This is a genomic window from Mesorhizobium sp. AA23 (assembly GCF_001672435.1).
In the GTDB taxonomy this organism is placed as follows: Bacteria; Pseudomonadota; Alphaproteobacteria; order Rhizobiales; family Rhizobiaceae; genus Mesorhizobium.
The window spans coordinates 39,776-59,256 of record NZ_LYTP01000033.1 but is presented as its reverse complement, the minus strand read 5'-3'; the positions used below and the strand labels follow the sequence as shown (position 1 = coordinate 59,256).

Sequence of the window (19,481 nt, the reverse complement as noted above, 5' to 3'; positions counted from 1 at the left end):
GGCGGAAGCGACCCGCATTGAAGATTTCGGCCAAAATGGCCGAAGCGGATCCGCCAGAGGACGCCGAAGCAGATCGGAGAAGATATGGAAGCGGTCCTGGCGCAGACCACCGGCTTCTTTCGGGAACGGCCCGTCCCGCGAGGCCTGGCCGGCGCCTTCTCCGTCGTCTGGGTGCATCGCATGGCGAAGCAGGACGTCCCGCCAATCGTCATCACGCCGGACGCGACCATCGATCTGCAATGGATCGAAGGTCGCTTCCGCGTGGCCGGACCGGACAAGGAGCCGCAGATCGAGCGCCTTCCCCCCGGGTCGGTGATCATCGGCTTCCGTTTCCGGCCGAGCGCGGCCGCCGGGTGGCTCGGCCTGCCGGCCGGCGAAATCGTCGGCGGGCGGCTGAGCCTCCAGGACTTATGGGGTACGCGTGCCCGCGAACTGTCGGATCGCGTCAAGGCCGCGCCTGACCTCGCCGGCATGGTGCGGCAGCTGGAAAATAAAGTCGGAGCGCATACAGAGGGGCGCGATGCACTTGATGCGCTGATGGGCAGAGCCTTCGAGGTTATTGATGAAGGCCTGTCGCCGGAGACCCCGCTGGTTCCCTATCTGCTCAACCGCCTTAACATGAGCGAGCGGACGCTGCGCCGGCGTTTCGAGGACGCTTTCGGCTATGGTCCGAAGACGCTCGACCGCATCCTGCGCTTCCACCGCTTCCGTCGCCTGCAGCGACGGCATAGCGATGCCTCGACCGCGCTGCTCGCCATCGAGGCCGGCTACGCCGACCAGGCGCATCTGATCCGCGAAACCCGGCGGCTGACCGGCGTGACACCCTCGGCGCTGGCGTAGCTCAGTCTTCGGCTGGTCCCGGTCTCACTCACCGGCCAGCCATTCGATCGTCCAGCGCGACGGCTGTTCGACGGCAAGCACTCCATGCAAGGCCGGCAGCATCAGCCGCAATTCGGCCTCCAGCGTGAAGGGCGGGTTCACCACCACAAGGCCGCTGCCGTCGAGGCTCGGTTCGCTCGAGGCAGGCCGGATCTCGAAGCCGATGTCGAGCAGTTTTGGAATGCCAGTCTCCTTCAGCGCGGCGCGGAAGGCGGCGACCGCCTTGCGATCCTTGATCGGATACCAGAGCGCGTAGACGCCGCCCGGCCAGCGCCGGTGCGCTCGGCGCAGGTTCTCGACGAGACGCTGGAACTCGCCCTCCTCCTCGAAGGGCGGATCGACAAGCACGAGCCCGCGCTTTTCCTTCGGCGGCAGATGCGCGCCGAGCGCCAACCAGCCGTCGAGCTCGATCACCCTGGTCTGGATGTCGCCGGCGAAGACGGCTTTGAGCCGCGCAGCGTCCTCGGAATGCAACTCGATCGCCGTAAGCCGATCCTGCTTGCGCAGGAGATGGCGCACGATCAGCGGTGAGCCGGGATAGCGGCGGAGACCGCCGTCGGGATTTTCCAAGCGCGCCGCTTCCAGATAGGGCTGAAGCAGCGCGGCCGTCCGAGGCTCGAGCGCGGCCTCGGATAGCCGGCCGATGCCGCCCTGCCATTCACCCGTCTTGCCGGCCTCCACCGACGCGAGATCGTAGCGGCCGATGCCGGCGTGAGTGTCGATAACGCGAAAGGCCTTGTCCTTCTGCTTCAGATACTCGACCAGCCGGCTGAGCACCGCGTGCTTGACGACATCGGCGAAATTGCCGGCGTGGTAGGCGTGGCGATAATTCATGCCGCCTTCACCTTTGCGAACCGCCGCGGCCCCAGCGCGGCGGCGGGGGCTGCGAGTTGGGATTCTGCGGCGGCTTGTTGCCACGCCCAAAGACCAGCGAAAGCACCAGCCCAGCCAAGCCGACGCCCATCAGCGTGTAACCGGCCGGCTGCGCGCGTTCGTCGACCGAGCCGGTGCCGGCACGCAAGATCAGGTCGACGGCGCGCATGTCGATGCCGTCCGCATCGCCCGGACCGACAGTGAAGACGTAAGCGCCCGGCGTGACCGTCTCTATCACGCCGGCCTCGTCGCGAAAGATCCTGTCGGGCAGTTGCGGGCTCACCTGGCGTGGATTGTCGGGGTGGTTGAAGGAGAGCGTCGAGGCGAGCGCCGTGCGGCCGCCGCTTGCCGCGGTCAGCGTCAGCACCGTGTGCTGCTGCGAGGCGACGCGCTCGGCACGCGCGGTGAGGTCGACCAGCACGCGGACAGGCGCGTCGCGTGCAGCGAGCCGTACGGTCGCCGGCCGGAAGCGGCCGCCCTCGTAGACGCGCCAGGTGCCGATCGCATGGCCGGAGAAATTGCTCACCGCCCAGGGATAGAAGACCCCGATGGCAGCGCCGGCGATGAGGACAAGAACCGAGAGGAAGCGCATTGAGAGCCCTGGCTACATTTTGTTGCGGGCGCGATCGTCAATCTTGGCGGCCTCGTCCCGGGCAGCGTCGCGAATCCGCTCCATCTCGTCCAGAAACATCTCCAGGCCAAGCTCGAAAGTCTTGTCGAAACCGCTTGTGCCAAAATAAGCCGCGGCCGTCACGACACTGGGATAGTCGCGCGCCAATTCTTCGTCGCTGACCGTGGTGACCGCCGACGGCCCCTTGGCGTAGCCGGCGGTCTCGTCGAGGATCGCCCCCATCAGATAATAACCGGCGGCGCGGAACAGACGGGCGCTGAGCTCAGGTCCGAAGCCGCCATCCTCGAACAGGCCGATGATGGCGTTCAACTTGGCGAGGCAGGGCGGCGAGTTCATGCGATAGACGACGATGAACGGCGCGAAGGCCGGATGCTCCGTCGCCACACGCCGGAATTCCTGCATGCCGATGCGCGCCCGCTCACGCCAAGGAAGGCTGTCATCGGGGATCACGAGCCCGCTCATCTGGCGATCGACCAGCGCCTCGTAGAGATGCGCCTGCGAGGGAAAGTGATGGTAGATGCTCATCGCCTCGCAGCCGAGCCTGGCGGCGAGCTTGCGCATCGAGAAGCCGGAGAGCCCTTCCCGCTCGATCACCTCAAAGGCCGCGTCCTCGATCATCTCGCGGGACAATTTTCCGCGGGTTCGGATTTTCTTGCTCGGTGAGTCCATGGCGCCGCTTGACAACTTACACTGTAAGGTTCATGTTCCAAATCACCTTACACCGTAAGGCTAACAAAAACCAGAGGAGAACACCATGCCTGTCATTCGCATCATCTCAAGCGCGCATTCCTACCTTCGCTCCGCCTCGCTGCTCGCCGCTATCGCGTTCACCGCGGCCTTGACCATGCCTGCCGGCGCCGACGACTGCGACGCCGCCATCAAGGACATCCAGTCGACCATTGGGGGCGTGCCCGGCTTCATGAAACAGTTCCCGAAAGCCGGTCTGCCCGGCGCGTGGGCAGAGGTCAAGGCAATCGAGATCAGCGACAACACGGCGCTGCCGCCGAAGGTGAAATCGCTGATCTCGCTGGCGGTCGCGGCGCAAATCCCCTGCAATTATTGTGTTTGGTCGGACACCGAGAACGCCAAACGCGCCGGCGCCACCGACGAGGAGATCCAGGAGGCAGTCGCCTTGGCCGCCTTGACCCGCCACTGGAGCACCATCTTCAACGGCATGCAGGTCGACTTCGCCCAGTTCAAGAAGGAGATGGGCGGAGAATAAGGAGGGCAATGAGGAGTAGAAACGGGAATGCACGCGTCCAGTTGTCCAACCTGCGCTACTCCTTGTGCTCCCCTTTTTGATGCACCTCAGAGTGCTGGCGATGCCGGGAGGCCATCTCGGCGTGCCGGACAGCACGGCTGCGGAGCCGTCGTCACCACGGCCGCCTAGCCCCGATCAATTCGGAAAGCGCGTTTCGCAGACAGGGCCTACAGGCTCGCCAGATCTGCCTGTTGGCGAACTAAGATATACTTGCGCAATTTTCTAGCCCGAAAGACCGGCCGCAAGAAATGCCAGAGCCCGAGAGACGGCGCCAGACGCGTTCCTTGTCCTTCACCTTGAAGCCTTCCGCCCTAACGCTCGACGAGTTTTGCGAAGACCGCGGCACGCGGTGTTTACCGCGGGAAAACCGGACGGAACCGCCCCTTTTATGATGCAAAAGGCGCGCCTGCCTACGCCTACAGTTAACCAACAGCAAAAGAGTAACGTTAACGAATCCCTAAATTAGTTGACTATGCGGCGCACAGGTATATCTTTCTATACGTTGGGTGTGCAATTTGGGCGAGCAGTCCGCGGTGGTGGCAACCATGTTCGTGGATCGCGACTTAGGGGCAAAGGGACGCTGAGCGGCAGCACATAAAGCCGTACGGCAACGACCCCGCTTACTCAGACAAAACACACGTTTCTGGCGACTCCGCGCATGCGGGGGGATCGCCATGATTTCACCTGGTCGGGCAACGCTGTTGCCCCGGCCCGGAACGATGATGCGTGGGTGTGTGCGAGTATGAGGTCGCCATGGGTAGGGTCATCAAGGTTCTGAAGCTGGACACCAAGCCGGGACGGAGGCGTGCCGATCAAGGACGCGCGCTGGTCGCCGGCGGAGCAGGATTTCTGGGTTCTCATCTGTGCCAAAGGCTGCTTGCCGATGGATATGAAGTCATCGCGCTGGACAATTTCCACACGGGCAAGCGCTACAACCTGTCAGCGATAGCGCGTGACGCGACTTTCACCTGCATCAGGCACGACATCGTCGAGGAACTGCCGACGGACCTTGCTGTCGACGAGATCTACAATCTCGCCTGCCCGGCTTCTCCGCCGCATTATCAGGCCGATCCGATCCACACCTTCAAGACCAGCGTGCTCGGCTCGATCAACCTTCTGGAGCTCGCGCGGCGACACAACGCCAAGATCTTCCAGGCGTCGACTTCGGAGGTCTATGGCGATCCGCTGGTGCATCCGCAGCCCGAAGGTTACTTCGGCAATGTCAACACGCACGGTCCGCGCTCCTGCTACGACGAGGGCAAGCGCTCAGCCGAGACGCTGTTCTTCGATTACTCGCGGACATACGGCATCGATGTCCGCGTCGCGCGCATCTTCAACACCTACGGTCCGCGCATGCGGCCCGACGACGGCCGCGTGGTGTCGAACTTCATCGTCCAGGCGCTGCGCGGCGACGACATCACCGTCTACGGCAGCGGCGCGCAGACGCGATCCTTCTGCTTCGTCGACGACCTGATCGAAGGCTTCGTGCGCCTGATGAACGCCGACGTGGCCCCCCAGCACCCGGTCAATCTCGGCAACCCCGTCGAGTTCACCGTCATGGAATTGGCCGAGCTGGTCATCGACTATACGAATTCACGCTCGCGCATCGTGCACCGGCCGCTGCCGGTCGACGACCCCAGGCAGCGCAAGCCCGATATCTCGTTTGCCAGGCAGCATCTCGGCTGGGAGCCGAAGGTTGCGCTGAGCGAAGGCCTCGCCCACACCACTGCCTATTTCGACGCCGTCCTGGGCGGACGCCGGTTCATCGCCCCGCGCAGGGTCCAGGCATCAACCGCCAGGGAGGCAACGGCATGATGACCCGCCGCCCCGTTCTGGTGACGGGTGGCGCCGGCTTCATCGGCAGCCATGCCTGCAAGCTGCTGTCGGCGGCGGGCTACTTGCCGGTGGTCTACGACAATTTGAGCCGCGGCAACGAGAAAGCCGTCGCCTGGGGGCCGCTGGTCGTCGGCGACATCCGCGACCCCGAAGCGTTGCGGCGGGCGATCGAGACTCACAGACCACAGGCGATCATCCATTTCGCCGCCCTTGCCTATGTCGGCGAGTCGGTCAGCGCGCCGGCGGATTATTATGCGACCAATGTCGGCGGCACCATCGCCGTACTGGACGCCGCGCGGGCAAGCGGCATCGACAAGGTGATCTTTTCCTCGAGTTGCGCGACCTATGGCGTGCCGGAAGCATTGCCGGTGAGCGAAGCCTCGCCGCAGAAGCCGATCAGCCCCTATGGCCGCAGCAAGCTGATGGGCGAAGAAATCATCAGGGACTATGCCGCTGCCTATGGAACGAGATACGCGATCCTTCGCTACTTCAACGCCTGCGGCGCCGATCCCGAAGGCGAGCTTGGCGAGTGGCATACACCCGAAACCCACCTCATTCCGAGGGTGCTGATGGCGGCGTCCGGCATGATCGAGGCGATCGAGGTCTTCGGCGCCGATTACGAGACGGCGGACGGCACATGCGTGCGCGACTACATCCACGTCAGCGACCTCGCGCGCGCGCATCTCATGGCATTGATGCATCTCGAGGCCGGCGGCGACAGCCTGTCCGTCAATCTCGGCGCTGGCCGAGGCATCTCGATAAAGGAGATCCTCGAGGCCGTCGGCCGCGTCACCGGCCGGACGGTCCCGGTCGCCTATAAACCGCGCCGGCCCGGCGACCCGGCCGGGCTGTTCGCCGATCCCAGCCTTGCACAAGAGCAGTTGGGCTTTGTGGCGGAACTTTCCGATCTAGACACCATCGTCAGGACGGCAGCGCCCTTCTTCGGGCTCCGACCGGCCCTGAAGCCGAAGGTTTTCAAAGCGTCCGCCGGCGTCTCGCGCGCGAAGCGCGCGCCGCGCGGCATGAACGCCGCGGAAAAACGCCAGCCTGCACGGCTGGCAGTCGTCCCTGTGAGTACTGTGTCGGGGCGTGGGCTCGCTGAGCTGGGTTGACGGCTTGTCTCAGCGAGCCTCTGATACGCCGGGACAATTCCGAGCGGAAACTGCTAGAGCAATTCCAGGACGTGTGCAGCGGTTTTCCGTCCGGAAATTGCGTGAGCAAAGAGATAGAGCGGGTCGGCGTTTCCGTGAAACGGCCAGCCGCTCTAGGCATTTTTCTGGACGTGCGCCAGCAGCGACTAACTCTTGGGATCGACCAACTTGCGGGCCTTTTCGAAATCGACGCTCCTGGTATCGCCCGCCTGAATTTTCTTGAACTCGTCGGCCGAATTGTCCGAAGCGTGCCTGAAGCTGTACCACCGGCCATCCGGATCCCTCCGTTGCTGGACGGTCCCGTTCAGGACGCGATGGCTGAAACAGGTGCGGATGGGCTGTGCCGTATAGGCCGTGGACCGCCAGAGGAGCTCCATGCACATCTTGCCATCATTGCTGAGATGCCATGTACCTTCGGCGAAGGACGTTGAACCAGGCTTGGACGTCCACGCGCGCATGCGCCTGTCCTGGGCGAAATAGGCGGCTCCGTCCTCCCAGTTCCAGGTGCGGTCGGCATAGAACAACTGCAACTCAAATGCCGTCGGCGTGGTGCCTGCTTGTGCCGCTGCCGGAGACCCAGCGCCGGCTGCGTGAGCAACGCCGGACAGCGCCACTCCACCGCAGAAGAGCAGAAGCATCAGGTCCGCGCGCCGCGCAGAACGACGGCACCTCACGCTCCGCGCTGGTCTGGACGGCAATATTTTTCGAACTGCAGGAATGATGAGCGATAACATTTCGACGACGCCTTTCGATCTGGCGTCACTACCCAGATTGGGTATTCGATCCCAATGCGCAGCTACCGCCCCCACGTGATATTAACTGCCGCTCGAGGAATGGCGTCAACCTTCCCGTCGCAGCGAGCCAAGATCGCCCGCGGACGGTGATTGCGGCCGCGCCAAAGCTTGTGGATGGGCAAGCCGCTGGTTTATAGGATCGGCCGCTTATGATGGAGCAGAAACGTTGAACGGGCCGGCGACCACGGAAGGGCTCGGAATCTTGGCGCCTCGCCAGGCCATTGAAAACCGGCAAGGGAGCCGGCGGCCTGGAGCGGTCCCCTTCCGTGCGCCCGATTTCGAAATCGAAGCAATTACCCGGAATGCGGCGGTCGGCGCCATTCGGAGAACTGGTTGAAAAGAGCATTCTCGATAATCGTCACCCTGGCGCTGCTGGCATGGCTTGCCGCAGACTCGCGCTGGAAGATGGTGGGCGACGCCTTCGCCAGCATCACGCCCAGCGCCTTCGCTGCGGTGACGCTGGCGCTGTTCGTCACTTATGTGCTGCGCGCGCTGCGGGTCTGCGACGAGTTCCGCGACGAGGTGAACGGCCGTTTCGGCGCCTGCCTGCGCGTCATCCTGATTCACAACGCCATGATCAACGTCGTGCCGTTCCGCGGCGGCGAGACCGCCTTCCCGCTGCTGTTGCGGCAGGTGTTCGGCATCTCGATCGTGCGCGCCGGCGCTTCGCTCCTGTGGTTCAGGCTGCAGGACGCCTTCGTCGTCGGCGTGCTCGCGTGCCTGGTGTGGCCCGGTCTTCACCCGGCCCTCAGGGCTGCGGCCATCGCGGCGCTGATTGCCGCCGCCTGGTATCTGCCGCGCTGGGCGCGCGCGCCGCATGACTGGGCCGGGCGCGGCAGCATCGTGTCGAAGCTCGGCAAGCTGCGCGATATCTTCACCGAGGCCACGGGGCGCTCCCGCTACGGCTGGTGGTGGACGGTCGCCAACTGGACGCTGAAGCTTGCCGTGCAGGGATGGCTGCTCGCCATGCTGCTCGGCACCTCCTTCCAGACTGCCTTTCCCGGCGCCGTCGGCGCCGAGGCCGCCGCCATCCTGCCGGTGCAGGGTGTCGCCGGTTTCGGTACCTATGAGGCGGGCGCGGCAGCGGCGCTGCTTTATTCCGGCATCGCCATGAAGGACGGGCTGCAGGCGGCGCTGGCGCTGCATCTGTTCATCCTCTGCTCGGCCGTTGCCACCGGTGCGATCGCCTGGCTGTTTCCCTCGAAATCGACGCTGCCGGAGACGCCGGCTACGGGACCCGCAAGGAAATGACCGCCATGGACATGCTTCCCATTCCTCAGTCGGGGCTGCCTGCCGGTGCCGTCATGCCCGAGCACCAGCTTTCCATCGTCATCCCGATGTATAACGAGGCCGACAACGTCGAGCCGCTGATCGTGCGTATCCACCAGGCGATGGAGAATTACAGCCAGCCCTGGGAAGTGGTGCTGGTGGACGACGGCAGCACCGACGCCACGCCGAATGAAATTCGCCGCCTGGCGGCCGAATACGGTGCGCATGTGCACGCTGTGGAGCTGGTGCGCAACTTCAAGCAGACGGCGGCCATGCAGGCCGGCCTCGACGCTGCCCGCGGCGATGTCATAGCGACGCTCGACGGCGACCTGCAGAACGATCCGTTCGACATACCGCGCATGGTCTATCGACTGCTGACCGAGGACCTCGACCTCGTCGCCGGCTGGCGCAAGAACCGTCAGGAGGGTTTCTGGATGCGCCGGCTGCCGTCACGCATCGCCAACTCGCTGATCGCGCGCGTCACCGGGGTTCGGCTGAAGGACTATGGCTGCAGCCTCAAAGTGTTCCGCGGCAGCGTCATCCGCAGCGTCAGGCTCTATGGCGAAATGCACCGCTTCATCCCGGCCTGGCTGGCGACGGTGACGACGCCGCGCCGTATCGCCCAGGAGGTGGTAACGCATCACGCCCGCATCCACGGCCAGTCGAAATACGGCATCTCGCGCACCTTCCGCGTGGTGCTCGACCTGGTCTTCATGTTCTTCTTCATGCGCTACCGCACCAGGCCCGGCCATTTCTTCGGCGGCATCGGTATCGTGTTCGGCGTGCTCGGCTCGCTGATCCTTGCCTACCTGTTCAGCTTGAAGGTGTTTTTCGGACAGGACATTGGAACGCGCCCGATGCTGTTCACCGGCTTCTTCCTGGTCATCGCCGGCCTGCAGATGGTAACGTCGGGCGTGCTCGCCGAGATGCTGTCGCGCGTCTATCTCGAGGCCAATGTTTCGCTCGCCTATGTGGCGCGCCCGCAGCCCGCGCCTGGCGAAGGCGATGGCTGGCGTTGGCCGAGCCCGCCGGCGCAAGCCAAGAAAGCCCCGAGACGGAAATGATCCCGCCCCTGCCCTCATCCGAGGTCCGCGCATGACCATCCTTGTGACCGGAGCCGCCGGCTTCATCGGCAGCCATGTCTGCGAGCGCCTGCTCGCCCGCGGCGACGCCGTTGTCGGCGTCGACAGCATGAACGCCTACTACGACCCGGCATTGAAGGCGGCACGGCTCGCCCGGCTTTCCGGCCGGCACGGATTTTCGTTCCAGCAACTCGACATAGCCGAGTCGGGCGCGCTGGCGGCGACGCTCAATGGAACGCTGCTGAGCGGCATCGTGCATCTCGGCGCCCAGGCGGGCGTGCGCTATTCGCTCGAAAATCCGCGCGCCTATATCCACGCCAACATCGCCGGCCACCTGGAGGTGCTGGAGCTCTGCCGTGCATCGCCCGAGATCAAGCATCTGGTCTATGCCTCGTCGAGCTCGGTCTATGGCGGCAACACCAAGGTGCCGTTCGTGGAAAGCGACCGCGTCGACAATCCGGTGTCGATCTACGCGGCGACCAAGAAGGCGGATGAGCTGATCAGCTCGACTTATTCGCATCTCTTTGGGCTGCCGCAGACGGGCCTGCGCTTCTTCACCGTCTACGGCCCCTGGGGACGACCGGACATGGCGGCCTGGATCTTCACCGAGGCGATGCTCTCCGGCAAGCCGATCCGCGTCTTCAACCATGGCGAGATGTGGCGCGATTTCACCTATGTCGACGACGTTGTCGAGGGCGTGATTGCGGTTCTCGACAAACCGCCGGCGGCCGGCCGCGAGCGCCACCGCATCTACAACATCGGCAACAGCCAGCCGGTGCATCTCGGCCGCTTCATCGAGACGCTGGAAGGGCTGCTCGGCGTGAAGGCCATCCGTGAGGATCTGCCCATGCAGCCCGGCGATGTCGAGAAGACCTTTGCCGACACCAGCGCGCTAGAGCGCGACATCGGCTTCAAGCCGAAAGTGCCGATCGAGGAAGGACTGGCGAAATTCGTCGACTGGTACCGGCGGGAATGGCGGCCGGAGGGCAAGCTGTAAAGCGAAGCGCTGCCGCCGATGCCCTGCCCTACATGCATCCTTCGATAAACGGACCGCTGACCCATAGCGAGCCGTTGGTATACATGGCGGTTCCGCTGTCGTCGGTGTAGCCGTGGGATTGCTCGTCGACGTGCAGCTTGCTGTTGGGCACAAGCTGCCCGTTCACTTTTATGCTCTTGATGAAAAGGTTGCGATCGCCGGGCCGGCCGTCTCCGGCCCACTGGTCGTTGACATAACGAATTTCGATCGTCTTTGGATTGGGCACGCCGCTAAGGTCGAGGTGGAACGGTTGCGCCTCGACGGCCGCCTCCGTCAGTTCCGCCACGCGCTGCTCGCCTGTCGAGGCCTTGCTCACCTTGCCGTGGACGGCGATCTCGCCAAGGCGCGTGCCGTCGGCGAAGACGTCGAAGCGAGGCTGACCCTGGTAGTCCGTGCCGGCCGCGTCGATCTCCAAGCTTGTGGCTGTGCAGCGCCCAGCGTCCCGGGCCGCGTTGGCGACAAGCGTGGCTATGCGCCGCTTTTGCGATTGCACCCATCCGGCAATCGGCTGCAGCAGCGCCGTTCGATCGCTCGAGCCTTCATTGAATAGGTTCGTCTTTTCGCCGGGATCGGCCTTAAGGTCGTATTCCTCGACCCTGCCGGTGGTAGCATTGAAGATCACCTTTCGATCATTGTCGCGATAACCGAGCAAGGAGCCGGCCCACGGATTGAAGAAGAAGGTCCTGTTTGGCCGTTGCTCGCTGAACAGGCTGCGGCCCTGCCACTGCTCGGGCAAAGGCAGCCCTAGTATGTCCATGATCGTCGGAGCGATATCGATGATGCCGCCGACCGGATGCGCGACTTCGTCATGGAAAAGGTGCTTGTTGATCATGATCAGCGGGATGTGGACGTTCTCGTCGTAAATCGCGGTGGCATGGACGTAGTCGCCATGTTCTCCGAACGCCTCGCCATGATCGCCAAGGACGACAACCAGCGTCGAATCGAGCTTGCCGGACTGCTTCAGTGAATCGAGGATTTCACCGAACGCCGCGTCGCCGACCTTCAGGGCGTTGAGATAGGCATTGAATTTTTCGTCATCGACGTAGTGCACCGGCCCGATGTCTTTGGCGGAAGGCACCATCTTCGAGAACATCGGGCTGCCGGTGATGTACGGATAATGCGTCATCGCCGTGAACATGATGCCGAAGAAGGGCTTCTGCGAATCCTTCTTCATCCAGTCGATGATCGTTTGGGCCGTGCAGAGGTCACTGTTGTAGTCCATGTTCTTCCACTGCTCGGTACTGAGCTTGAAGGTCGGGGTGGCGCATTTCTGCCCCCGATAGTCCTGGATGGCGTCCAGTCCCTTGTTGAGCAGGAACTCGTCCACACGCTGGAAACGGGAATCGGCGCTCCAGAAGAACCCGGTGCGAAAATTGTGCTTGGACAGGGTGTTGGAGATCGTCTCCAGCGGCAGGTACGGATATTTGGCAGTCATGCCGTAGAATGAGATGTCGTTGTACATCGAGGTCAGCAGCGAGAAGATCGAATAGTGCGTGGAAGGAGCATGCGCATAGATCTTGTCGAACCGAATGGAATCTCCGGCATAGCTCTTTATGTTCGGCGTGATCGGATACTGGCCGCCAAACGGCTCGATGTATTTCGACGGCACCGACTCCATCATGAAAATCAGCACGTTCTTGATCGGATTTGGCGTCGGCGCCTTGAAGCTTGAGGTTTCCGCCGGACGCTCCCCGACGCTGGCGACATCGGGATCATCGCCGCCGGCGCTCATCGCAAAAGTCACCGGCGTCGAACTGAACCACGCCGACTGAACGAAATACACGATAGGATTGTCGACCTTGGATGCTGGCAGCGACTGAGCGCGCACATGATAGCCGCTGCCGACCAGGGCCGCGCCAACGCACAGAACCAAAGCGATGAGAAACCTCTTGCGGCCTGCGGAACTCAGCCGCTGGCACAAACTGCCCGCGGCGTAGCCGAGGGCCAGCACCAGAACGATGGACCCGAAAAGGATCGCGGCATCCCTCACGTTGAGGGCATCGCCCATCGCGCTCTTGGCGTCGGCATTCTGCAGGAAGTCGCCATAGACCAGCCACTGGAAGGTGAAAGGCTCACCCAGCATCTTGACGAGATTGATGTTGGCAAATCCCCAGCCGAGCGACACCAGGACCACGAGATAGAAAAGGGAGGCGACGGCCGCGGATGCGAGCCGGCTTGACTTTGTAAGGAAGAGCAGGATCAGCGTTGCCGCCGTCACCGATGTGATGAGTATCAGGTCGTAATAGCTTGCCGCCAATCCCATGGGAATGGACGCCAGGCCTCCCTGAAATGTCGTTTGCGGATCGACGATTACGGCCCGGTAGATGCCCAGCAGAAGCCATAACCACAGGCTGGTGCAAATGACGCGCAAGGACGTCCGCGTGAAGCGAAGTTCCTGCGTCAATGCAGGTTTCGTCCTCGATCCCGTCTGGCCGCACTCGGACCGGCTCGCCGAGCCCATACCGCCGCCGATACTCATGAGATTGCCCACCGCCAGTTTGTGCTCCGGCCAGAAACCACGGCCGGCAGCTTTCAAACCTCGTGCGCAAAATCGGTTCGGGGCAGGAAAGAGTCAACAAAATCAAGTGTGCGTTAACGACGTCTCTTCAGAACTGGTTAACCGCAAACATTGAAAGACGATGGGCTTGCCAAAGCGCCGATCAGCATGGAAGCGGCCAACTTGCGGCAGCGAAGAAGGCTGAGACCGTGTTGCGGGCCGGCCCGGCTTCATTCCGACGTCAGCCGAACGCGTACAGATCGTCCGTCGAGACTGCCCTGAAATAGGTCACGAATTCCCAGTAATTCTCGATGCGGTCGACGAAAGGCCGCTGCGGCGGCTTCAGGATCTCGGTCTCGAAGTGGTCCAGTCGCTGGGAACCGCCGAGATAGGCAATGATTGCATTGCCAACCAGTGGATCGCCGATGTCGCTATAGTGGATCGGGAAATACGGCTGTCGGGTCTCGAACAGCACCGATCTGATCTTTGCGCGAAACAGATTCAGCTCGCGCAGAAACGCGTTGAAACGTTCTATGTCGAAATGCACCTTCTTTCTGGGGCTGTCGGCTGCGAACCGGTCGGTGGCATGGACTGTCCATACTCCGGATGCTTCCGCTTCGAGCAACGAGACGAAGGACGCGATCGGATTCCTGACAAGCCAGAGCTTCTTGACGCTTTCATCTTCCAGCACGGGGAGTATGGCCGCGCGCGTCTGGTCGGGAAATATATGAAAACCGATGAAGCGAGCCGACTGATCGTCGAAGATGCGCGCGATGAACTGCTCCGGCTCGACATCTCGCAAATCGACCCGATCGCGCGGCAGATCGATTTTCTCGTGATAGTCATGGCGCAAGCCGACGAAGCTCGGATTGAAGATTTCGCCGTGCAGCACCATTCCGTCATACTGGTTGAGATGGCGATTGAGCGCTTGAGAACCGGTTCGTGGCGAAGCGATCAGCACGAACTTCTGACAAGACTGCATTCACGCCACACCCGTTGGAGTTTGCCCGAACATACACAAACGACCTCTCCGTTCAAATGTGAGCGGCCGCTTGAAACGGCAACGGCAGGCGCCCTGAAGCACCCGCCGTCGTCGGTGTCCCAGCACTTGCTGCGGGGTTCAACCGCCGCGCAGGCGCGTTGGGCTGAGGCTCGCAATGGTCGAACGCTGTTCGGCGGGACAAGTCGGCAGGAACCGGCTCGCATCCGCATAGGTCATGGTGGTGACGGAGTTCTTCAGGCCGCCGCGCTTGGCGATCCAGCCGCGAACCCAGCCAGGGTAGTTCTTCATCATGAAGTCGGCCGCGACCTGGTTGCCGCGCACCCCGGCGCCATACGGCAGGTGGAAGCCGAACGATGCGTTGCGCGTGACGCAGACCTTGCTCTTGGGCATCGCCAGGTAAAGCGTGCAGGCCGAATCGCACGCACCGTTGAAGCGCACGAAACCGCCGCTGCGGCGCATCTTCAGCATGCGGATGGCATAGTCGATTACATAGCCGCCGCGGTCGCCGCTGATCGTCTTGACGTAGCCCTTGCCGAGATTCATGCGCGGACGCAGCAATTGGTCTGCCGAGCTCGTCGAGATCATCGCGCCCGTCAAGGCGAGCGCAGCGAGAAACTTCAATATCGTTTTCATTCGCGCCTCCTGCTATGCCGTGAACGGTTAGCCGGGACGCGTAAAGATTGGTTATGCCGTGTCGATAAACTTGTAACAATCGCTTGATTGCACAGTCTTTTTAGGGGCCGCTTGATTGCATTGGTTTATCAACGGCGCAGAAGGATGATCACTGAAAAGTAAATCCGGCATGGTCAAAGACCAGAGAAGCGTGGAAGCCTTGCCGGTCGATTTGGGTCAGAGGAACGTTCAATGACCGCTGCAAGCAAGCCGAAGCCGGAAGGCGGTCGTCGCCGCATCTGCGTGGTCACGCCTGCGATCCGGCGCGACGCCGATAAAGACGATGCCTCGGCGCCCGGCGAACTTGCCAGGCTCTTCGCCGAAGACGGAGACGACGTCACGCTGCTGTGGGTTGCCGGCCGGGACGTGCCATCCACGGACGAGGTCGCGGCCCGCCGGGCGGAGTTCGGGGCCGCCTCGGTCAAACTGGAGGTTCTCGACCGGTCCGACCAGCTGCTTCCCTCGCTGGCGACGCCCGAAAGCCGCTCCGCTGCGCTGCTGCATTATCTCGAGCGGTGCAGTTACGATCTGGTCTACGCGCCGCTGGAGGGTGGCCTGCCCTACTTCACCCTGCTCGCGGCTGAGACCGATGCCTTCGCCACGCCGCCGATCGTCCTCCTTGCCCGCGCTCCGCAAGAATGGGCGCATGAAGCCGACAAAACATTCATGGGCAGCACCGAGGCGATCGCCACGGCCTACATGGAAAAGTACTGCGCCGAGATGGCCGACAGGACGGTCTGTGCATCCGCCGCCCTGCGCCAATGGATGCTGTCGAGAGGCTGGAAGGTGCGCAAGGCGACGGTGCTGCCGCCACCGCTTCGGGCCGTCCGGACCGAAGCGCCGCAGCCACCCATCGCGAGCAAGGCGCGTGAGCTTGCCGCCCTGGCCGGATCGCGCTTTCGTGACGGGCTGACGCTGCTCTGCGACGCGCTCGACATCCTCGCGCAATCGGCGCCCGAAGGGCTGACCCTCACCGCGTTCGGTCCATTCGGCAAGATCATGGGCGAGCACAGCGGCGGACTGCTTCTGCGGCGCGCCGAACGTTGGCCGTTCCGGCTCAAGCTGTTGCCGCGCGCGACCCTCGAGGAGAGGCTCGACTACCTCGCACGCAGCGGCGCCTTGGCCGTTGTCCCCAGCCTTGCCGCATCGACCGGCGAGGCCGTTGGCGCATGCACCGCGGCAGGGCTGCCCTTCGTTGCAACCAATGCCGGCGCGAATGCCGAAGCCTGGAAGGCTCAAGCCGGCCAGCCGCCGCTGGTCGAGCCCGACACGGCGCAATTGGCGGCCGCCATGCTGGCGGCGCTCGAGAAGCCGCCCCGGCCACGGCGGATCGATATGACGGGGCCCGGCCGCAAGGCATGGCTGGATACGCGCCCTCTGCCCGCTGCCCGGAAGCGCATTCGCAAGCGGCCCCAACCGGCGCCCCTGGTTTCGGTGGTGATGGCGCATCGCAACCGGCCGCTCTATCTCAAACAGGCCATCGAAGCGGTCGAGGCGCAAACCTACGGCAATCTTGAACTGGTGCTGGTCGACGACGGAAGCGATCTGGAAGAAGCCAGGCAATTGCTGGATACGTTGGAACCAGGCTTCCGTAAGCGCGGATGGAGGATCCTGCGCCGGCCGCACAAGCATCTTGGCGCCGCCCGCAATGCCGGAGTGCGCGCCGCGCGCGGCGAGTTGCTCCTGTTTGTCGACGACGACAATGCGCTTTTTCCGGAAGCCGTCGAGCATTTCGTCCGTGGCATGGCGGCATCGGGCGCCGATATCTGCACCGCCTTCCAACTGATCTTCTATGAGGATTTCGTGCCCGAGGACCGGGCCGACGGCCTGATCCAGTATCTGCCGCTTGGCGGCCCCGACGCGCTGGGCCTGATCCACAACGTCTATGGCGACGCCAATGCGATGGTGCGCCGGTCGGTTTTCTCGCAGATCGGATTTTGGCTTGAGGATCCCGGCTATGCCATGCACGACTGGGAGTTCTTCGCGCGGGCCTCACTCGCCGGGCGCAAGCTCAGGCCCATTCCAAAGCCGCTCTACTGGTACCGGTCGAAACCGGACGGCATGTTCCGCACGTCGAATTGGTACGACAACCGCTTGCCTGTCCTGGAGGCGTTCCGGACGCTGCGATCCGATGACACCCGGCTGCTCCACCAAATGGCCATCGCGCAGAACACGGCGCGTTCCGAAGTCGACAGCGCGCGCGAGAACCTGAAATATACGCCTGCCGATCGCAAATATCTGGCTCTCAGCGACCTCGAGCCGAACGGCGAGGCAGCGATCGAGACGCTCGCCGGCATCGCCGCTTCGGTCGGCCGCCACGATACTGCCACCGCCTTGCTTGGAGACGGTCTCGCCTGGCCGCAGCCAGACGCATCAGGCAGAGCCGTGGCGGCCGGCGCTTCAGGCGCGCTCGCTTACGACGTGCTGAGGAGCGCAAGGCTGCTTACGCCGCGCACTGCCGCGCTGCCGTTGTTGCTGGTGGCGCCCGACGGCGGCGGCGTGTTCCTGCGCCCGCATGCGGAGGGTGCGGTCGCAGCATCGATCGATCATCAATTCCCGCCCTTCTTCCGCAGAATAGAGGCCGCCATCGAACTCGCCCATGCCGAGGCTCCGGCAATCGCGTTCGGCCTGGCGCTCGCCCGGCCGGACCGGCCTATAGACTGGCAGCAGGATGTCGGCGCGCAGACAATCGGCTTTTCCGGCTGGATGACGGTCCGCGACAGATTCGTGCGCCACGCCTTGGCGGCGACGGTCAATGTCAGGCGCAAGATGCCGCTTTCGATCGTGCTCGCAGTGCGCTTCGCGGAAGGGCCGAACGGTGCTCCGAGCAACGCCTTCTTTCGGACGCTGACGGTGTTCAGCGACTAAAGCAGGACGTTCGAAATCTGAACTCGACATGCTGCCCGTTCGCCTGTTTTTCGGCGCCGCATTTCTGCGGCCAGACGCGATTCAGCCCCGTCTGCGGGAAATAGCCTTCACAGGCCCAAGCAGCCGCTGGAGACGTTAACCATCCCCCAGCCGATTTCTTCCGATATGGTTGACAAATTACTAACAAATCAATAGTATCAACAGCCTATGGGGTGTGTAGTGTGCAAGGGTGGGCGTAATGCGTAAGATACAGTCGCTACTTCTGGGCGGACTCAGTCTGCTGGGGTTGAGCGTCGCGTTTTCGAATGGGGCGCAAGCGCAAATCGAAGTTGCTCCAATCAAGGAAGCCGAGCTCGCCTGCGAGCAGGCCCTCAAGATCGGCACCATCGAGGCGCTAGAGGACTACCTGCATCGTTATCCGAATGCGCCAACGGCCTGCAAAGCGCTTGCTTTGAACAGCTTGTCGCAGTTTGCCGGGGGCGGTGGGAACGGCAATGGCGGGGATGGCGGCGGCCGCTACGGCGGATAATTGCCGGCGGCATTTCGCCAATAGATCGTCAGTTCAGCTGGCCGCGGTTTCCTGTAACCGCGGCCAGCCCGTCGCGACGAATTCGGCGTAGCGATCCGAGGTTTTCATCCAGCCGAGTTCCACGAGCTGGGCAGTGTCGCCGCGATAGCGCACGGACCGGTCGTTGCGAAGCGAGAGTTTCGGATTGCGCTCCAAGGCCTCCATATAGGCGGCGCGCTCTTCGAGCGTCTTTTCTTTCAGTTGCGCATTCTCGCCTAGCGAGGATGCCGATTTCTGCTGGAAGCCCCAAACAAATTTGAAGTGCAGCAGCGCGACGCGGAGTTCGCTGAACCGCACCTTGCTGATGGTGTGCTGCGCCGCGTGATAATGTGTGTCCCTGCTCCACCGCACGATCGGCACCTTGGTCAGGCACGGTGGAAAGGTCTGCTTGAAGCGGCCGCGCCAGAAAACGCGCTCGCGCACCCCGCCGAACATTTGCTCGGGAGGATAAAGTCCATCCCGCGCGCGCAGCCATCCCGGCTCCGGATCGAAATAGGAGGATGCGTCCACCAAAGGGATGCTGCCGTCGTAGCTGCACTCCGCCAACGGTCCGTCCGCGTACATGTCGATCATGGATCCGATCACAGCTTCGGCGCCGGTCGACTCGAGATAATTGAAAAGCCGGCGCAGGCTCACGCGCTCGAGATCGGGATAGACAAGAAGCTCGTCGGCATCGACGGACAGACACCAGTGGCCGGAACCGAACACGCGCATCAATGTGTTGATCCATCGCGGCGGGGTGATGTTCTCGGCGAAATGCGACCCCTCCGTGTGGAAACAATGGCTGTCCGGCTGCTCCAGGACTAGTTCTCGCGTCCCGTCCGTCGAGCCGTTGTCCAGGAAGAAGAACCGGTCGACTCCGAGCCTTCGATAATGTTCGAGAAGATGCGGCAGCAACGTCCTCTCGTTGCGCAGTGCAACGAAGCACAGAATCTCGTCCTTGCGCACGTCAAGCGGCCTATGGTCCAGCCGCTCAAGGTGTTTTGGAGGTCGATGGGCAAGCATGCGAACGCCAATCAATACGGTTTGCGCGAGGAGCCTGGACAGGCTTGCGATGATTA

Annotated in this window: 17 protein-coding genes; 9 read left to right on the top strand and 8 right to left on the bottom strand. The window is 63.0% G+C overall.

All coding sequences use genetic code 11. The features are described 5' to 3' along the window. Window positions 1-84: 84 nt before the first annotated feature. On the top strand, window positions 85-840 hold the full coding sequence (locus A9K66_RS28115; protein WP_067330348.1) for a helix-turn-helix domain-containing protein: 756 nt from the start codon (window positions 85-87) through the stop codon (window positions 838-840). Window positions 841-864: 24 nt separating this feature from the next. On the opposite strand, the gene A9K66_RS28110 is transcribed toward A9K66_RS28115, so the two are convergent. Genes A9K66_RS28110 through A9K66_RS28100 form a run of 3 tightly spaced genes read right to left on the bottom strand, consistent with a single transcriptional unit; the run spans window position 865 to window position 3,001 of the window. After that, window positions 865-1,713: a 23S rRNA (adenine(2030)-N(6))-methyltransferase RlmJ gene (locus A9K66_RS28110; RefSeq protein WP_067330345.1), complete on the bottom strand. Its 849-nt coding sequence runs from the start codon at window positions 1,711-1,713 to the stop codon at window positions 865-867. 7 nt (window positions 1,714-1,720) lie between these two features. After that, window positions 1,721-2,344, bottom strand: a complete 624-nt coding sequence (locus A9K66_RS28105) for a hypothetical protein (RefSeq protein ID WP_067330343.1) — start codon at window positions 2,342-2,344, stop codon at window positions 1,721-1,723. Window positions 2,345-2,356: 12 nt separating this feature from the next. Next, a complete protein-coding gene (locus tag A9K66_RS28100; RefSeq protein ID WP_245307734.1) occupies window positions 2,357-3,001 on the bottom strand; it encodes a TetR/AcrR family transcriptional regulator in 645 nt (214 codons plus the stop codon). A gap of 136 nt (window positions 3,002-3,137) precedes the next feature. On the opposite strand from A9K66_RS28100, the gene A9K66_RS28095 reads away from it, so the two are divergent. The 3 genes from A9K66_RS28095 (at window position 3,138) to galE (ending at window position 6,592) form a co-directional block, all read left to right on the top strand. After that, window positions 3,138-3,605 carry a carboxymuconolactone decarboxylase family protein gene (locus A9K66_RS28095; RefSeq protein WP_067330340.1) on the top strand — a complete coding sequence of 156 codons (468 nt, stop codon included), beginning with the start codon at window positions 3,138-3,140 and terminating at the stop codon, window positions 3,603-3,605. 792 nt (window positions 3,606-4,397) lie between these two features. Beyond that, window positions 4,398-5,459 (top strand): UDP-glucuronic acid decarboxylase family protein, encoded by a 1,062-nt coding sequence (locus A9K66_RS28090; RefSeq protein ID WP_067330337.1) that lies wholly within the window; start codon window positions 4,398-4,400, stop codon window positions 5,457-5,459. Beyond that, window positions 5,459-6,592 (top strand): UDP-glucose 4-epimerase GalE, encoded by a 1,134-nt coding sequence (galE, locus tag A9K66_RS28085; protein ID WP_082954143.1) that lies wholly within the window; start codon window positions 5,459-5,461, stop codon window positions 6,590-6,592. Before A9K66_RS28090 ends, galE begins: the two co-directional genes overlap by 1 nt. 185 nt (window positions 6,593-6,777) lie before the next feature. Here galE and A9K66_RS28080 read toward each other — a convergent pair whose 3' ends face one another. Next, window positions 6,778-7,269, bottom strand: coding sequence for a DUF995 domain-containing protein (locus A9K66_RS28080; RefSeq protein WP_245307732.1), 492 nt, complete (start codon window positions 7,267-7,269; stop codon window positions 6,778-6,780). Window positions 7,270-7,758: 489 nt separating this feature from the next. Here A9K66_RS28080 and A9K66_RS28075 point away from each other — a divergent pair, with 489 nt between their 5' ends. Genes A9K66_RS28075 through A9K66_RS28065 form a run of 3 tightly spaced genes read left to right on the top strand, consistent with a single transcriptional unit; the run spans window position 7,759 to window position 10,773 of the window. Further along, complete coding sequence (locus A9K66_RS28075; protein ID WP_067330335.1) at window positions 7,759-8,676, top strand: lysylphosphatidylglycerol synthase domain-containing protein; 918 nt, start codon at window positions 7,759-7,761, stop codon at window positions 8,674-8,676. A 5-nt stretch (window positions 8,677-8,681) separates the two neighbouring features. Further along, a complete protein-coding gene (locus A9K66_RS28070) occupies window positions 8,682-9,758 on the top strand; it encodes a glycosyltransferase family 2 protein (RefSeq protein ID WP_066995901.1) in 1,077 nt (358 codons plus the stop codon). A 31-nt stretch (window positions 9,759-9,789) separates the two neighbouring features. After that, entirely contained in the window at window positions 9,790-10,773 is a 984-nt protein-coding gene (locus A9K66_RS28065; RefSeq protein WP_067330332.1) for an NAD-dependent epimerase/dehydratase family protein, read from the top strand. Window positions 10,774-10,801: 28 nt separating this feature from the next. Here the strand turns inward: A9K66_RS28065 and A9K66_RS28060 are convergent, their stop codons facing one another. The 3 genes from A9K66_RS28060 to A9K66_RS28050 all read right to left on the bottom strand — a co-directional run bounded on the left by A9K66_RS28060 (window position 10,802) and on the right by A9K66_RS28050 (window position 14,945). Next, window positions 10,802-13,216 (bottom strand): sulfatase-like hydrolase/transferase, encoded by a 2,415-nt coding sequence (locus A9K66_RS28060; protein WP_197507529.1) that lies wholly within the window; start codon window positions 13,214-13,216, stop codon window positions 10,802-10,804. A 334-nt stretch (window positions 13,217-13,550) separates the two neighbouring features. After that, window positions 13,551-14,291 carry a sulfotransferase domain-containing protein gene (locus A9K66_RS28055; protein ID WP_127335067.1) on the bottom strand — a complete coding sequence of 247 codons (741 nt, stop codon included), beginning with the start codon at window positions 14,289-14,291 and terminating at the stop codon, window positions 13,551-13,553. Window positions 14,292-14,429: 138 nt separating this feature from the next. After that, window positions 14,430-14,945, bottom strand: a complete 516-nt coding sequence (locus A9K66_RS28050; protein WP_245307730.1) for a hypothetical protein — start codon at window positions 14,943-14,945, stop codon at window positions 14,430-14,432. A 231-nt stretch (window positions 14,946-15,176) separates the two neighbouring features. On the opposite strand from A9K66_RS28050, the gene A9K66_RS28045 reads away from it, so the two are divergent. Then, the gene (locus tag A9K66_RS28045; RefSeq protein ID WP_067330322.1) at window positions 15,177-17,852 is read left to right on the top strand and encodes a DUF6212 domain-containing protein; all 2,676 of its coding nucleotides are present in this window, start codon (window positions 15,177-15,179) and stop codon (window positions 17,850-17,852) included. Between the two features lie 238 nt (window positions 17,853-18,090). Further along, complete coding sequence (locus A9K66_RS28040) at window positions 18,091-18,381, top strand: hypothetical protein (protein WP_156751162.1); 291 nt, start codon at window positions 18,091-18,093, stop codon at window positions 18,379-18,381. 33 nt (window positions 18,382-18,414) lie between these two features. Here the strand turns inward: A9K66_RS28040 and A9K66_RS28035 are convergent, their stop codons facing one another. Continuing rightward, on the bottom strand, window positions 18,415-19,368 hold the full coding sequence (locus tag A9K66_RS28035) for a glycosyltransferase family 2 protein (protein WP_164749222.1): 954 nt from the start codon (window positions 19,366-19,368) through the stop codon (window positions 18,415-18,417). Between the last annotated feature and the right edge of the window lie 113 nt (window positions 19,369-19,481).